This window comes from Micromonospora sp. NPDC005254 (assembly GCF_042872525.1).
Classification (GTDB): Bacteria; Actinomycetota; Actinomycetes; order Mycobacteriales; family Micromonosporaceae; genus Micromonospora.
In genome coordinates, this window is record NZ_JBIAKM010000006.1 from 454,098 (window position 1) to 469,211 (window position 15,114).

Annotated in this window: 11 protein-coding genes; 8 read left to right on the plus strand and 3 right to left on the minus strand. The window is 70.1% G+C overall.

Annotated features, from left to right (window positions below):
• The first annotated feature begins 228 nt into the window (after positions 1 to 228).
• Both ACFYPR_RS21050 and ACFYPR_RS21055 read left to right on the plus strand, forming a co-directional pair.
• Entirely contained in the window at positions 229 to 612 is a 384-nt protein-coding gene (locus tag ACFYPR_RS21050) for a hypothetical protein (RefSeq protein WP_363940311.1), read from the plus strand.
• A 641-nt stretch (positions 613 to 1,253) separates the two neighbouring features.
• A complete protein-coding gene (locus ACFYPR_RS21055) occupies positions 1,254 to 2,000 on the plus strand; it encodes a DUF6193 family natural product biosynthesis protein (RefSeq protein WP_387185342.1) in 747 nt (248 codons plus the stop codon).
• Positions 2,001 to 2,154: 154 nt separating this feature from the next.
• Here ACFYPR_RS21055 and ACFYPR_RS21060 read toward each other — a convergent pair whose 3' ends face one another.
• The 3 genes from ACFYPR_RS21060 to ACFYPR_RS21070 form a co-directional block, all read right to left on the minus strand.
• The gene (locus ACFYPR_RS21060) at positions 2,155 to 3,354 is read right to left on the minus strand and encodes a cellulose binding domain-containing protein (RefSeq protein WP_363938613.1); all 1,200 of its coding nucleotides are present in this window, start codon (positions 3,352 to 3,354) and stop codon (positions 2,155 to 2,157) included.
• A 266-nt stretch (positions 3,355 to 3,620) separates the two neighbouring features.
• Positions 3,621 to 4,631, minus strand: coding sequence for an acetylxylan esterase (locus ACFYPR_RS21065; RefSeq protein WP_387261794.1), 1,011 nt, complete (start codon positions 4,629 to 4,631; stop codon positions 3,621 to 3,623).
• A 14-nt stretch (positions 4,632 to 4,645) separates the two neighbouring features.
• Positions 4,646 to 5,680 (minus strand): LacI family DNA-binding transcriptional regulator, encoded by a 1,035-nt coding sequence (locus tag ACFYPR_RS21070; RefSeq protein WP_387261797.1) that lies wholly within the window; start codon positions 5,678 to 5,680, stop codon positions 4,646 to 4,648.
• A 315-nt stretch (positions 5,681 to 5,995) separates the two neighbouring features.
• Here ACFYPR_RS21070 and ACFYPR_RS21075 point away from each other — a divergent pair, with 315 nt between their 5' ends.
• From ACFYPR_RS21075 to ACFYPR_RS21100, 6 genes are all read left to right on the plus strand, one after another.
• On the plus strand, positions 5,996 to 8,386 hold the full coding sequence (locus tag ACFYPR_RS21075; RefSeq protein ID WP_387261800.1) for a glycoside hydrolase family 3 N-terminal domain-containing protein: 2,391 nt from the start codon (positions 5,996 to 5,998) through the stop codon (positions 8,384 to 8,386).
• A gap of 9 nt (positions 8,387 to 8,395) precedes the next feature.
• The gene (locus ACFYPR_RS21080; protein ID WP_354861172.1) at positions 8,396 to 9,388 is read left to right on the plus strand and encodes an ABC transporter permease subunit; all 993 of its coding nucleotides are present in this window, start codon (positions 8,396 to 8,398) and stop codon (positions 9,386 to 9,388) included.
• Positions 9,385 to 10,323, plus strand: coding sequence for a carbohydrate ABC transporter permease (locus tag ACFYPR_RS21085; RefSeq protein ID WP_354861174.1), 939 nt, complete (start codon positions 9,385 to 9,387; stop codon positions 10,321 to 10,323). The genes ACFYPR_RS21080 and ACFYPR_RS21085 overlap by 4 nt, the downstream gene beginning before the upstream one ends.
• 45 nt (positions 10,324 to 10,368) lie before the next feature.
• Positions 10,369 to 12,012 (plus strand): extracellular solute-binding protein, encoded by a 1,644-nt coding sequence (locus tag ACFYPR_RS21090; protein ID WP_355066464.1) that lies wholly within the window; start codon positions 10,369 to 10,371, stop codon positions 12,010 to 12,012.
• Positions 12,013 to 12,208: 196 nt separating this feature from the next.
• Entirely contained in the window at positions 12,209 to 12,895 is a 687-nt protein-coding gene (locus ACFYPR_RS21095) for a hypothetical protein (protein ID WP_387261803.1), read from the plus strand.
• 43 nt (positions 12,896 to 12,938) lie between these two features.
• A complete protein-coding gene (locus tag ACFYPR_RS21100) occupies positions 12,939 to 15,077 on the plus strand; it encodes an alpha-glucuronidase (protein WP_387261806.1) in 2,139 nt (712 codons plus the stop codon).
• Positions 15,078 to 15,114 lie beyond the last annotated feature (37 nt).

Consider the following 15,114-nt stretch of genomic DNA (forward strand, 5'->3'; position numbering starts at 1 on the left):
ATAGGGGTACCGCCTGGATTGCACCACGGCGCGACGATATCGACCCGAGCCCGAATACGGCTACACCAATTCAGTCCCGCGGATACGCCGAGTAACGCCCGGACGCGGCAGAAGAGGTCGCGCGACGAGTAGGGGGCTAGCGTGATTGAATCGTGCGATGTATCGGCGCGAGTAAGAGGAACTCGGTGGCCCATGATGGACGAGTTGGATGAGACGTGGAGGTGGTCCGTGTTGGACGATCCCGCCGTCATCTGGAACCGTGCCTGCGACTATGGGGCTGACGGTGAAGCGCCTGAAGGAACTCCGCTGGGGATTGCGCACCTTTCCTTCCTGCTACGTGTCTACAACTCGGCCATGGGCGGCGGCTTGGGCTTCGCCGTGGAAGTCAACGAACCTTTCCGCCTGAGACGGGCGATCGACGCGATGCGCTACTTCCGCCTGTCCGAGCTTGCTGACCTCCTGGCTGACGTCTTGAACCATGAGTCAGATGTCGAATACGCTGGATCGCGGGAACGTCAGTTCTATGACCTTCTCGGCCCAGCGGATGAGAATCTGGATAAGGCGTTCAGAGCCAAAGCGGCCGAGGCTCCTAGCGACTTCGGTCTTCGATAAAGTCCGCCGGCTCAGGCCGAGTGTTCTGTGATCTGTGCACTCATCTCGGCTACTTGTTTCATTGACCTGCGACCGTGGCCCGGCCCGGCCAGGCTTCGGTCGAGGCACCCGGGCTGTCGTTCTCATTTCGGTTGCCCACGCTGGTCGTGTGGCTCTCATTTGGCCTGCGCGGCCCGGGCGTCGCCCCATGGCGGGGAGAGGCTCAAGAGGGGTTTGCTCGGCTCGAAGTAGCGTTGCCCTCCCGGCTCGACAACCCAGGTGGATCGAGCATCGGAGGACGCGGTGAGTGGCACGTCAGATCGTGTGGTCAGCGGGATGGACCCGCACAAGCGCTCGGTAACGATCGAGGTCATGGCCCGCGACGAGACCGTCGTCGGCGGCGGCCGGCAGCGGGCCCGGGAGGACAACGGGGAACGACAACTGGCTCCAGCGCGACCGACCCTCATCCCCCAGCCGGCTCTTCGGAGAAGTCACTTCCTGGACCCGCCGAAACCCAGGATAGAACTCTCCTCCTGGCGGTGTCTTGACAGAGAGGGGAGCCATGACCACGCGGATCGCGGCAAGAGCGGGTGCTTCGAGTCGACTCGATCCCGGCCGTCTCGCGGCTGTCCCGGCAGCGTGGTGGGGCAGAATCGTGAGCCGTGCCGACCTACCCCGATCCTGTTGTTCTCTATCCGGAGGTTGCTGCCGAGGGCAGCCTTGCGGCGGCGTTGCGAGCCGTCGCCATCCGGCAAGGGCTGTCCATTCGCGTGCCGGTTACGGCGTCCAATTCGTTGCATGGCGCTGTCGTTCCGACCACCCTCCCGCATCGTGAGGAGTTGAAGGTGTCCGCCAGCTACGTAGAGCGGCGGTGGTCTATTCGCAGTTGCGAGCGCGACCAAGGTCTGGCCTTGATCGAAGGAGACACGGTGGATCTCGGTCAGGTGGCGCGAGCCGCGCAGGCCTGGCATGACGGAGCGCACCTGACCGAGATCCCCCAGGCTGCGTCGTTCGTGAAACTGACTGGACGGTTCGAGGTGCCCGACCGCGATCCGGCAGGGCTGGTCGAATCGGAGTGGCGGCACCTGCGTACGGAGGCAGCGGAGGTGAACTGGCCCGAGTACCACGCGCTCATCGAGGCCGCGTACGCCGAGCCAAGGCTCCGGCAGCTCTACCCGTTCACCAGCCATTGGTCTCTGCGGTTCTCCACCAGCACCCGGCCCAGCCTCTCCCGTGATCTCCTGGTGTGCTTGCATGCCGGGCGAGGCAAGGACTACATCGTCACGATGGGCTACATGGGACAGGAACTCGGTGAGACCGCTACAGCGGAGGAGGCCGTGTCATTGGCCGCGCGCAACCTGCCCGCCGATCTCAGTCCGGTGAGGTACGGCGCAGCCGAACAGAGCTAGTACTTCTCCGCCAGGCCATCCGCGCGTGGGCAGATCCGGACGCCGAGCGGCGCGGCGCTCGGCGTCCGACCGTTACGCGTCCTGAGCCACCCGTACCTGCGGGGGCGGCGAGAAGAAGCCTCGCCGCCCCCGCGTCCCGCGTCGGGTACGAGGGTCAGGCGACCGCGCAGGCGGTGCCGTTGAGCGTGAAGGCGGACGGCCGACCGGCGTTGCCGGTGTGGGTGGCCTGGAAGCCGATGTCGACCGACGTGTTCGGGGCGATGGTGCCGTTGTAGGAGACGTTGCGTGCGGTCACCGCCCCGCTCGACGGGGAGTAGGTGGCGTTCCAGCCGCTGGTGATGGTCTGGCCGTCGGGCAGCGTGAACGCCAGGGCCCAACCGTTGACCGCGCTGCTGCCGGTGTTGGTCACCGACACGGCCGCGGTGAGCCCGCTGTTCCAGGCGTTGACCGTGTACGTGACCCGGCATCCCCCGGACGGCGGGGGCGTGGTCGGCGGCGCGGTGGTGGGTGGCGCGGTGGTGGGCGGTGCCGTGGTCGGCGGTGCCGTGGTGGGTGGTGCGGTGGTGGTCGGTGCGGTGGTCGGCGGCGTGTCGCCCCCGATGCTGCCGGGCACCGTGCGCAGGGCGTCGTACCAGGCGACGGCCATCTTGCGGTAACCCGTGGCGTTGGGGTGTACGCCGTCGGCCAGGTCGCTGAGCGTCAGCGCGCGGTACATGTCGACCAGGTGGACGCGCTTGCCGGCGGCGGCCCGGGTCTGCACGATCCCCGGGATCGCCGCGTTGTAGCCGCGGACCTGGGTGTCCGCGCCGGACTTCGGGATGATCGTCGCGACGAACACCTCCGCGTTCGGTGCGGTGTTGGTGATGCGATCGACCAGGGTGGCCAGACGAGCCGGGGCGCCGGACGTGTCCCCGTACATGTCGTTGGTGCCGATGTGCAGCAGCACGGTCCGCGGGTTCGTGGCCCGCAGCCAGTTGACGACGTTGGCGTCGATCTGGGCGATCGTCCACCCGGAATGGCCCTCGTGGTCGTGGTCACCGAGGCTGGCCGGGCCGTTGAACCCGGAACCGACGAAGTCGATCCGGTATCCGCCGGAGACGAACCGCTGCCAGAGTTCGATCCGGTAGCCACCGGCGACGTTGAAGCCGTCGGTGATCGAGTCGCCGAGGGGCATGACACGTACCCCGCCGTTGGACTCGGCGCTCGCGGGCGCGGTCGCCACCGGGACGGCCGCGGTCATGGCCGCGACGGCGGCCAGGGCCGCCCACCACAGTCGGGCCCGGCGGGGCCTCGACGTCGTCGCGGTGGTGGCGGGCGGCGGGGGGACGGGGTTGCCAAGGATCGGTCTGCTCATGGGGCTTCCTCAGGTGGTGGGGGCACGACATCGGCGGCCCACCGACGAGGCGGAACCGCGCGGTACGCGAGAGTGAGCTGCGCGAGGACCAGGAACCCGGACGTCATCCCGCTGGTCGTACGCTCTGGTCATCGACGGTCGGAGCGACGGATCGATGAGCCCTGGCCGGGATGTGCCCTGCACCCCGCCTGGACGCACCATAGCTTGTTATCGCTAACACCGGCAATGCATCGAACGTGGGCGATGGTCGGGAGTGGACGAGGCGGTCAATCCTGGCCCGTCACCTCGGTCGGCGCGAGCCTCGCGGCGAGCCAGCGCAGCTGCCGCCGGACGTGCACGGCCTCGCCGCCCTCATGGCCGTTGAACGGGTAGACGTGCATCTCCCGCTGCGGTGGGACGGGCCGTCCGGTCGCGGCGCCGTACTGGTTGTAGGCGGCGAAGCCGGTGCTCGGCGGGCAGACACTGTCGCGCAGGCCGACGCCGAAGTGCGCCGGCGCGGTGGCCCGCCGGGCGAAGGTCACCCCGTCGACGTAGGACAACGTGCGCCGGACCGCGTCCTCGGCCTCCCGGTGCACCGCCAGGTACCGGCCGATCTCACCGTACGGCGACACGTCGCTGAGCGTGATGGCGCGCTGGACGTCGCAGAGGAACGGGGCCGTCACCAGCACCGCAGCGAGGTCGTCGACGAGGCCGGCCAGCGCCAGGGCCAGGCCGCCGCCCTGGCTGTTGCCGACCACGGCGACCCGGCTCGCGTCGACCCCGGGCAGGGCGCGAACCGCCTCGACGGCCCGGACCGCATCGGTGATCAGCCGTCGGTAGTGGTAGTCGTGTGGGTCGAGGATTCCCCAGGTGGCCGGCCAGGGGCCACCGGGCTTGCCGTGCGGGTCGGCGGTGTCGCCGGCGCCGTGCTGCCCCGCCTGGCCCCGGTTGTCCATCAACAGGTGCGCGTACCCGGCGACCGGCCAGGTCAGTCGCTCGTGCGGCAGGCCGCGTCCGCGCCCGTAGCCGGCGTACTCCACCACGGCGGGCAGCGGTCCGCGCACACCCGCCGGGCGGGTGTACCAGGCTCGCACCGGGTCACCGCCGAAGCCGGCGAACGTGACGTCCCAGGAGTCGAGCAGGCGCAGGTCGGTGGGTTCGGAGCGGACGTCCACGAGCACCGCACGGGTGGCCGCCTCGGCGAGGGTGCCACGCCAGAACTGGTCGAAGTCCTCGGGCTCGGCGACGGTCGGCACGTATCGCTCAAGCTCGGCGAGGGCGGGGTCGGAGTACGGCACGGTTCCTCGCAGGGTCAGAGCTGTTGGGCGGGGGGTGCGGTGCTCTCCCGGACGACCAACTCGGTCACCAGGTCGATCCGGCTGGTCGCCGGGGCGGTGCCGCCGACCAGGCCGAGCAGCATCTGGGTGGCGATGCCCGCCATGTCGCGCAGCGGCTGGTTGATTGTGGTGAGAGCCGGATCGGTCCAGGTGGCGACCGGCAGGTTGTCGTACCCGATCACGGAGAGGTCCTCGGGGACCCGCAGGCCGCACTGCCGGGCGGCCCGGAGCACCCCCATGGCCTGCGTGTCCGAGCCGGCGAAGATCGCCGTGGGGCGGTCCGGCCGGTTCAGCAGCTCGAGCCCGTGGGCGTGCCCGGCCCCGGCGGAGAAGCTGCCGTAGCGGACCAGCTCGCGGTCGACGGTCAACCCGATCTCCTCGTGCGCGTGCTGGAAGCCCGCGGCTCGGGCCCGGCTGCACAGCACGTCGGGCGGCCCGGAGATGACGGCGTTTCGGCGGTGGCCCAGCTCCAGCAGGTGTCGAGCGGCGAGCAGGCCGCCGTTCCAGTTGTTCGACCCGACCGTGGGCACGGAGGCCGAGGTCGCGCTGTCGGTGTCGATCACGACGAACGGGACGCCCTGGCGTCGCAGCTGCTGTTGCTGCGTCTCGGTCAGGTGGCAGAGGACGAGCAGCACACCCAGCGGGCGTTGGCTGAGCAGCGTGTCGAGCCACCGTTGCGGTGGGCGGTGCGCGCCGTCGAGTTGGGAGACCGCGAGGCCGATGCCGGCGATGCTGGTGACCGCCTCGGCGCCGCGCAGGACCTCCATCGCCCAGCCGGTGTCGAACTCGTGGAACACGAGATCGATCCGCCCCGCGCCGGGCGATCGCCGGGCGCGGCGCTGGTACCGGTGACGGTCGAGACTCTCCTCGACCCGTGCCCTGGTGCCGGGGGCGACATCCTCGTGGCCGTTGAGGACCTTGGACACCGTGGCGACCGACACGCCGACGTCGTGGGCGATCGTCGCGATGGTGGTGGAGGCGGGTGGGTCGAGCGGGCGGTGCTCTGTCATCGCAGCCTCATGCAGCGTCGAAATTTTCGGAAGACCTTAACACGATCAGTCGGTCAGGACGGTCGATGTGGCCGTAGCTCAGGCGCGGCTGCGGCGGTTCCCGGGCCCGGTCATGACCGAGCGCAATGGCCAGTGCCACTGACCGTACGAAGGAGCCGTTCCGCGACCGATCGAGCCCCTTGACTACATCCGGGCGGTGGACTTAGGTTGCCGAAAAGGTTGCTTGGGTTTCCGGAAAGTTTCGGATCGCACACGTCCGCCACGGACCGGTCCCACGAGGGTGCGGGAACGTGGCCGGAGCTAAGGGGTCTCGGCATGAGAAGTCAGCTGCCCGCCGACGGCGAACCGACGTCCCGCGACGCCACACCGTGGCGCGACGCGCGGCTGTCACCGGCCGAGCGGGCCGAGGCGCTGCTCCCGCTGATGTCGGTGCAGGAGAAGATCGCCCAGCTCGTCGGCGTCTGGGTCGGCGCCGACGCCTCCGGCGAGGGCGTCGCCCCACACCAGTCCGACATGGTCGCCGAGACGCCGGCCTGGGACAGCGTCATCTCCCACGGGCTGGGCCAGCTCACCCGGCCGTTCGGCACCGCGCCGGTCGACCCGGTGCTCGGCGCCCGGTCGCTGGCGGCCTCCCAGGCGCAGATCGTCGCCGCCAGCCGGTTCGGCATTCCCGCCCAGGTGCACGAGGAGTGCCTCACCGGGTTCGCGGCCTGGCGGGCCACCGTCTACCCGACCCCGCTGGCCTGGGGCGCGTCGTTCGACCCCGACCTGGTCGAGGAGATGGCCGGCCGGATCGGCCGGTCGATGCGCGCCGCTGGCGTACACCAGGGGCTCGCGCCCGTCGTCGACGTCACCCGCGACTACCGCTGGGGCCGCACCGAGGAGACGATCGGGGAGGACCCGTACCTGGTGGGGACGACCGGCGCGGCGTACGTGCGGGGCCTGGAGAACGCCGGCGTGGTCGCCACCCTCAAGCACTTCGCCGGCTACTCCGCCTCCCGGGGTGGCCGCAACCTCGCCCCGGTGTCGATGGGGCGCCGCGAGCTGGCCGACGTCATCCTGCCGCCGTTCGAGATGGCCCTGCGCCTCGGCGGAGCGCGGTCGGTGATGAACTCCTACGCCGAGATCGACGGCATGCCGGCCGCCGCCGACGAGCACCTGCTGACCGGGCTGCTGCGCGACGAGTGGGGTTTCACCGGCACCGTGGTCGCCGACTACTTCGCCGTGCGGTTCCTGCAGACTCTGCACGGTGTCGCCGAGGGCGCCGCCGACGCCGCCCACCTGGCCCTGCGCGCCGGGATCGACGTGGAACTGCCCACCGTGGACGCCTTCGGCGACGCGCTGGTGGAGGCGGTCCGCGCCGGCGAGGTCGACGAGGCGCTGATCGACCGGGCGTTGCGTCGGGTGCTGATCCAGAAGATCGAGCTCGGCCTGCTCGACGAGGACTGGCGCGAGGTGCCCGACGACGTCGCGGACCTGCGCCTCGACGACGAGGCCAGCCGGGACGTCGCCGTACGCCTGGCCCGCGAGTCCGTCGTCCTGCTGCGCAACGACGGTGTCCTGCCGTTGCCCGTCGCGAGCCGCGTCGCCCTGGTGGGTCCGGTCGCCGACGACCCGATGGCCATGCTCGGCTGCTACTCCTTCCCCAACCACGTCGGCGTCAACCACAGCGACCACGGCCTCGGCCTGGACATCGCCTCGCTGCGCGAGGAACTGGCCCGCCGCGTCCCCCTGCTCACCCACGAGCCGGGCTGCGCCATCACCGGCGAGAACACCTCGGGCATCCCGGCCGCGGTCGCCGCGGCCACCGCCGCCGACGTGTGTGTGCTCGCCGTCGGCGACCGGGCGGGAATGTTCGGCCGGGGCACCTCCGGTGAGGGCTGCGACGCCGCCGACCTGCGGCTGCCCGGGGTGCAGGCCGACCTCGTGCGGGCCGTCCTCGCCACCGGCACCCCGGTGGTGCTGGTGCTGATGACCGGCCGGCCGTACGCGCTCGGCCCGGAGTTCGACGCCGCGGCGGCGGTCGTGCAGGCGTTCTTCCCCGGCCAGCTCGGCGGGCAGGCGCTCGCCGAGGTGCTCATCGGCGCGGTGAACCCGTCCGGGCGGCTGCCGGTCAGCGTTCCCCGCGACGCCGGCGGACTGCCGGGCACCTACCTGTCGCCGCCGCTCGGGCACCGCAACAAGGTGTCCTCCATCGACACGACCCCGGCGTACCCGTTCGGCCACGGCCTGAGCTACACCAGCTTCGAGTGGTCCGACGCCACGGTCGTGCCGTCGGCGGATGGGGATCGGGACGAGACGACGGACTGGCCGGTCGACGGCGAGGTGCGGGTGCGGATCACCGTCCGCAACACGGGTGACCGGGCCGGCACCGAGGTGGTGCAGCTCTACCTGCACGACCCGGTGGCGCAGACCACCCGCCCGGTGATCCGGCTCGTCGGCTTCGCCCGGGTGCCGTTGGAGCCCGGGGCGGAGGCGCACGTGACGTTCGGCGTCCCGGCCGACATCGCGTCGTTCACCGGTCGGTCCGGTCGGCGCGTCGTCGAGCCCGGCGCGGTGGAGCTGCGGTTCGGTCGGTCGAGTGGGGGGATGGCGGCGGCCCTGCCGCTGCGGCTGACCGGGGCCGAGCGCGAGGTCGGGCACCAGCGGGAACTACTCACGTCGGTGCGGATCGAGCCCCTGGTGGCCGTACCGCACTCCGCATAGGAGGCGAGGATGACATCCGGAACGTTACGGCCACCGCCACCGGCGCCACCCGGCCCTCCGGCGGCGGTCACCGTCGGGGCCCCGCCCGCACCGCGCCGGCGCCGCACCTGGCGGCAGGCGCTGCGCCGGGACTGGCAGCTCTACTCGCTCGCCATCCTGCCTCTGCTGTTCTTCCTGGTCTTCCGGTACCTCCCGATGATCGGCAACGTCATCGCGTTCCGACGGTTCAAGCCCGGCGGCAGCATCTTCGGTGAGTACTGGGTGGGGCTGCGGTACTTCCGGATGTTCCTCACCGACCCGACGTTCTGGGACGTCTTCACCAACACGCTGGTGCTCGGGACGCTGACCCTGCTGTTCTGCTTCCCGCTGCCGATCGTCCTGGCGCTGCTGCTCAACGAGGTACGCGCCCGCCGCCTGCGGCGGTTCGTCCAGTCCGTGTCCTACCTGCCGCACTTCCTGTCGATCGTGATCGTGGCGGCCATGGTCATGCAGCTGACCTCGGTCGACGGCACCATCAACCAGATCGTGCAGGCCACCGGCGGCGACGCGGTGCCGTTCCTGCAACGAGCCGAGTGGTTCCGGACCATCTACGTGTCGTCCGAGGTCTGGCAGACGGTCGGCTGGGGCACCATTCTCTACCTCGCAGCCCTCACCACCGTCGACGACGACCTGTACGAGGCGGCCCGGATCGACGGCGCCAACCGGTGGCGGCAGACCTGGCACGTGACGCTGCCGGGCATCCGCCCCACCATGGTGACGTTGCTGATCCTCAACATCGGCAGCTTCATGGCGGTCGGGTTCGAGAAGATCCTGCTGCTCTACAACCCGCTGACCTATCCGACCGCCGACGTGCTCTCCACGTACCTGTTCCGGATGGGCTTCGGGTCCAGCAACTTCAGCTACGCCGCCGCCATCGGGCTGTTCGAGGCGGTCATCGGGCTCACGCTGGTCCTGACGGCGAATCTGATCGCCCGCCGCACCGTCGGGACGAGCCTGTGGTGACCGTCGACGCCACCGACACGGCCAGCGGCAGCGGCCTGCCCGCCCGCGCCCGGCCGCGCGGAATCCGCCCGAGCCGGGGCTACCGCGTGTTCCAGGCGTGCAACGCGGTAGTGCTCACCATCGTCGTGGTGGCGACGCTGTTCCCGTTCGTCAACGTCGTGGCCCGCTCGCTCAGTGACGAGCGGTACCTCATCGCCGGCAAGGTCAACCTCGTGCCGCGCGGGTTCAACCTGGACACCTACCGCCTCGTGCTGAACGACTCGCTGTTCTGGACGAACTACCGCAACACCGTCTTCTACACGGTCGTCGCCACGGCCATCTCGATCGTGCTGACCACCTGTTACGCCTACGTGCTGTCCAAGAAGCACCTCCGGGGCCGTACGGCTCTGATCGGTATCGCGGTGTTCACCATGTTCTTCACCGGCGGCCTGATCCCCAACTACGTGCTGGTCACCAGCTTGGGCATGAAGAACAGCGTCTGGGCCATCGCGGTGCCCAACGCGATCAACGTGTTCAACCTGCTGGTGATGAAGGCGTTCTTCGAGAGTCTGCCCACCGACCTGGAAGAGGCCGCGGCCGTCGACGGCCTCAACACGTACGGCATCCTGCTGCGCATCGTGCTGCCGCTGTCGAAGGCGATCGTCGCCACGATGGTGCTGTTCTACGCCGTGGCCTTCTGGAACTCCTGGTTCGCCGCCTTCCTCTACATGGACCAGCAGGAGCTGTGGCCGGTGACCGTCTATCTGCGCAACCTGATCGCGGGGGCCACCGGCGCGGAGAACGTCGGCGTCATCTCCGAGGCCGACGAGGTGCAGGCCGACGCGACGCTCAAGGCCGTGACGATCGTGCTCACGACCCTGCCGATCCTCGTGGTCTACCCCTTCGTCCAGCGGTACTTCGTCCGCGGCGTGATGCTCGGCGCCGTCAAGGGCTGACCGGCACGTCCACCATGTCCCTCCACCGAACCCGAAAGGACCGCCATGCTCCACCGATCGTGGCGTCGCGCCGCGACAGCGGCAGTTGCCGCTCTGCTCGCGGCCAGCAGCATCGCCGCCTGTAGCGAAGATCCGTCCGACAACAAGGACCTGTCGGAAAACCGGGCCGGTGCGATGGCCGACTACGGCATCGGCAAGCAGTTCAAGGCGAGCGAGCCGGTCTCCTTCTCCATCCTCTACAACAACCATCCGAACTACCCGCTGCGCGAGGACTGGCTCTTCTGGAATGAGCTCAAGTCGCGGGCCAACGTCACGCTCTCGCCGGTCGCCGTGCCGCTGAGCGACTACGAACAGAAGCGCAGCCTGCTGATCGGCGCCGGCGACGCTCCGATGATCATCCCGAAGACGTACCCCGGCCAGGAGGACGCCTACGTCTCCTCCGGGGCGGTCCTGCCGGTCAGCGACTACCTCGACCTGATGCCGAACCTGCAGGACAAGATCTCGCGGTGGAACCTCAAGCCCGAGATCGACACGCGGCGTCAGGAGGACGGCAAGTTCTACCTGCTGCCCGGCCTGCACGAGAAGCCCTGGCAGGACTACTCGCTGGCGATCCGGACCGACATCCTCGACGAGTTGCACCTGACGGCCCCGAAGACCTGGGACGACCTCTACACGGTGCTCAAGGCCATGAAGGCCAGGTACCCGAACGTGTATCCGTTCTCCGACCGGTGGAGCAAGCCCAACCCGGCCGGCAACCTGCTCAACATCCTGGCCGTGTCGTACGGACTGCAGGGCGCGGGCTGGAACTTCCAGCACACCTCCTGGGACGCGAACGCCAAGAAGTTCGTCTACACCGGCGCCACGGAGCAGTACAAGCAGATGCTCCAGTACCTCAACAAGCTGGTGTCGGAGAAGCTGCTCGACCCGGAGAGCTTCACCCAGACCGACGAGCAGGCCCGGCAGAAGCTCGCCAACAGCAAGTCCTTCGTGATCAGCGCCAACGCGCAGGCCGTCGTGAACGACTACCGACCCGACCTCGCCAAGACCAACCCCAAGGCGACGATCGCCAAGATCCCACTGCCGATCGGGCCGGCCGGTGAGGTCAACCCCGCCAGCCGGTTGGAGAACGGCGTGATGATCTCCTCGAAGGCCCGCGAGAGCAAGAACTTCGTGGCGATGATGCAGTTCATCGACTGGCTCTGGTATTCCGACGCCGGCCAGGAGTTCGCCAAGTGGGGCGTCGAGGGAACGACGTTCGTCCGGGACGCCGCCGGCAAGCCCAAGCTGGCGCCCGACGTCAACGTCATCGGCCTGAACCCGAAGGCGTCCAAGCACCTGCAGAAGGACTTCGGCTTCTACAACGGCGTGTTCGCCTACGGCGGCAAGCCGGAGCTGGTGCAGGGCTTCTTCTCCCCGGAGGAGCAGGAGTTCCAGAAGGTGCTCAACGCCCGTCCGCCGGTCGCGGTGCCGCCGCCGCACCCCCTGACCGACGATGAACGGGAGCAGGCGTCACTGTGGGAGACGCCGCTGCGTGACCACGTCTACCAGGCGACCCTGCAGTTCGCACTCGGCCAGCGCGACTTCTCCCAGTGGGACGCGTACCTCGCCGAGTTGAAGGGCAAGAACATGGACACCTACCTGGCCATGATCAACAAGGCGTACGACAGGTACCAGAAGGACCACGGCTGACCGTCGGCCGGTCCGGTGGTGCCCGTCACGACCGGACCGGCCGAGCACCGTCAGCCGCGCACCGCACCGAAGAGGACCAGATGACGCGCATGACCGTGTCGGCGGATCCGCAGGGCCGACTGTCCGATGCCTGGCGCTTCGCCGTCGGCACCGGCCGCGCGTACCTCGACCTCGGCGCCGAGCCGGGAGAGCATCGATGAGCACCGCGCACGCCGGGCGGCAGTTCGGCGACGGGCCCCTGTCCCGGTTCGCGTCCCGCGTCTACACGCTGCTCGTGGTCGAGGTGCTGCTCCTTGTCACCACGCTGCCCGGCCTGCTCCCGCTGCTGCTGCTCGGCCGCGACCCCAGCAACCTGCCGCTGGCCGCGCTCCTGCTGCTGCCGGTCGGTCCGGCGGTCTGCGCCGCCCTGTACGCCCTGCGCCACCAGCGGCCCGACCTGACGGACCTGCGGCCCGCCGCCCTGTTCGGGCGGGGCTACCGGATCAACGTCGGGGGCGCGCTGCGGGTCTGGGCGCCGACGTTGCTGTGGCTGACCGTGCTCGCGCTGAACCTCGCGTACCGGGGCGCGGTCGGCCTCGGGAGGTGGTGGGTGGTGCCGCTGGTCCTGATCGCGGTCGGGGTGACCCTCTGCGCGGCGAACGCGCTGGTGATCACCTCGCTGTTCGAGTTCCGCACCCGCGACGTCCTGCGCCTGGCCGTGCACTTCCTCGTCCGTACCCCCGGGGTCACCGTCGGCAACGCCCTGCTGCTCGCCGCGGCGGCCGGGGTCACCGCGGTCTTCTCCGAAGCGGTCCTGGCGCTGCTCGCCTCGGTCGTGGTCCTGGCGGTCCTGCGCGTCGGCGACCCGATGATCCACCTGATCCGGAAGGAGTTCACCGCATGAGCCTGTCCGCGACCGCCGAGGTGCGCTTCGGCCGGGAGGACGCGTGAACGCGCACGAGTCGATGGACCTGGAGGAGCCGGTGTTCGTGGCAGAACCGCCCGACATCGAGCAGCCGCGCGTGTACCCCGCCTGGCTTCCACCGGAGGCCTTCCGGGCGCTCGGCGCGCGCCGCGTCCTCGTGCACGGCGACGGGCTGCTCGTCGACACCGTCCTCGACGAGGTGACGCGCGCCTGCACGCGCTACGGCGGGCGGGTCTGGCATTCCCCCTCCTGGGACGTCGACGCCGACCTGGTGCTCACCCTGCGCGACGCCGACGAGCTGCCCAGCTCCGCGGTCGAGGCGGCGCGGTCGGCGGGGGAGGCGGCGCTCGTCGACCTGGGCGACGGTGCGACGCTCGGCGACGAGGGGTTCCTGCTGGCCCGCGCGGGCGAGGTGACGGTGGTGCTGGCCGACGCGCCCGCCGGCCTGCTGTACGGGCTGTTCCACGTCGTACGGCTCTGCGCAGCGGCGTTCGACCCGGCCCGTCCACCGGAGCTGCACCGGCCCACGCTGCGCCGACGGATGCTGAACCACTGGGACAACGTGGCCGTGCACCCGGTGATGGGTCAGGTCGAACGGGGGTACGCGGGCGGCTCGATCTTCTGGGCCGGTGGCCGTCCGCGCGGGGATCTGGCTCGGATCCGGGAGTACGGGCGGCTGCTGGCCGCCAGCGGGATCAACGCGATCTCGGTGAACAACGTCAACGTGGGTCGCGTCGAGGCGCTGCTGCTCACCGACCGGCTCGGCGACGTGGCCGAGATCGCGGACGTGCTGCGCCCGTACAACATCCGGGTGCACCTGTCGGTCACCTTCGCCGCGCCGATCGTCCTCGGTGGACTGTCCACCGCCGACCCGTTCGACGACGAGGTACGCGCCTGGTGGGCGGCCACCACCCGGCGGGTGTACGAGCGCATCGACGACTTCGGCGGCTACGTGGTGAAGGCCGACTCCGAGGGGCAACCCGGCCCGTTCACCTACGGGCGTGACCACGCCGACGGGGCGAACCTGCTCGCCGAGGCCCTCGCCCCGTACGGGGGAGTGGTGCACTGGCGGGCGTTCGTCTACAACCACCACCAGGACTGGCGGGACCGCTCCACCGACCGGGCGCGGGCCGCGTACGGCCACTTCGCCCCGCTCGACGGGCGGTTCCGCACCAACGTCGTCCTCCAGGTGAAGTTCGGCCCGGTGGACTTCCAGACGCGCGAGCCGGTCTCGCCGGTGCTGGCCGCCATGCCGGCCACCCGGATCGCCGTCGAGCTGCAGGTCACCCAGGAGTACACGGGTCAGCAGCGGCATGTCTGCCACCTCGGGCCGTGCTGGGGCGACGTGCTGCGCTTCGCGCCCTGGGGCCCCGGCGGGCGGACGATCGCCGACGTGGTCACCGGGGAGGCCGGCAAGGGCGGTGGCCTGGTCGCCGTCGCCAACACCGGCGACGACCCCTTCTGGACGGGGCACCCGCTGGCACAGGCCAACCTCTACACGTTCGGCCGGCTCGCCTGGGATCCGCGCCTCGATCCGACGGCGGTCCTCGACGAGTGGATGACGTTGACGTTCCCGCCGTCGGCCACCGCCGAGCCGGAGCTGGTGCGGCGGACGCTGCACGAGATCATGGACGACTCCTGGCGGACGTACGAGCGGTACACCGCCCCGCTGGGCGTCGGCTTCATGGTCCATCCCGGCGACCACTACGGCCCCGACGTCGACGGGTACGAGTACTCGCGGTGGGGCACCTACCACTTCGCCGACCGTGACGGCATCGGCGTGGACCGCAGTCGCGCCTCGGGCACCGGTTTCGCCGGCCAGTACCCGCCCTACTGGGCCGAGGTGTACGAGTCGCCGCGGACCTGCCCGGACGAGCTGCTGCTCTTCTTCCACCACGTCCCGTACACGCACGTCCTGCACAGCGGGTCCACAGTCATCCAGCACATCTACGACACCCACTTCGCGGGCGTCGAGGAGGTGGCGGTGATGCGGCAGCGGTGGCAGACCCTGAACGGGATGATCGATCCGGCCGTGTACGAACGGGTGGCCGAACGCCTCGACGAGCAGGTGCGCTGCGCCGCCGAGTGGCGGGACCAGATCAACTCGTACTTCTTCCGCAAGTCCGGGGTGCCCGACGCGCGGGGGCGGCGCATCCACTGATCCGGCCGGCCCGATCGGGCCGGCCGGAGCACCGGCG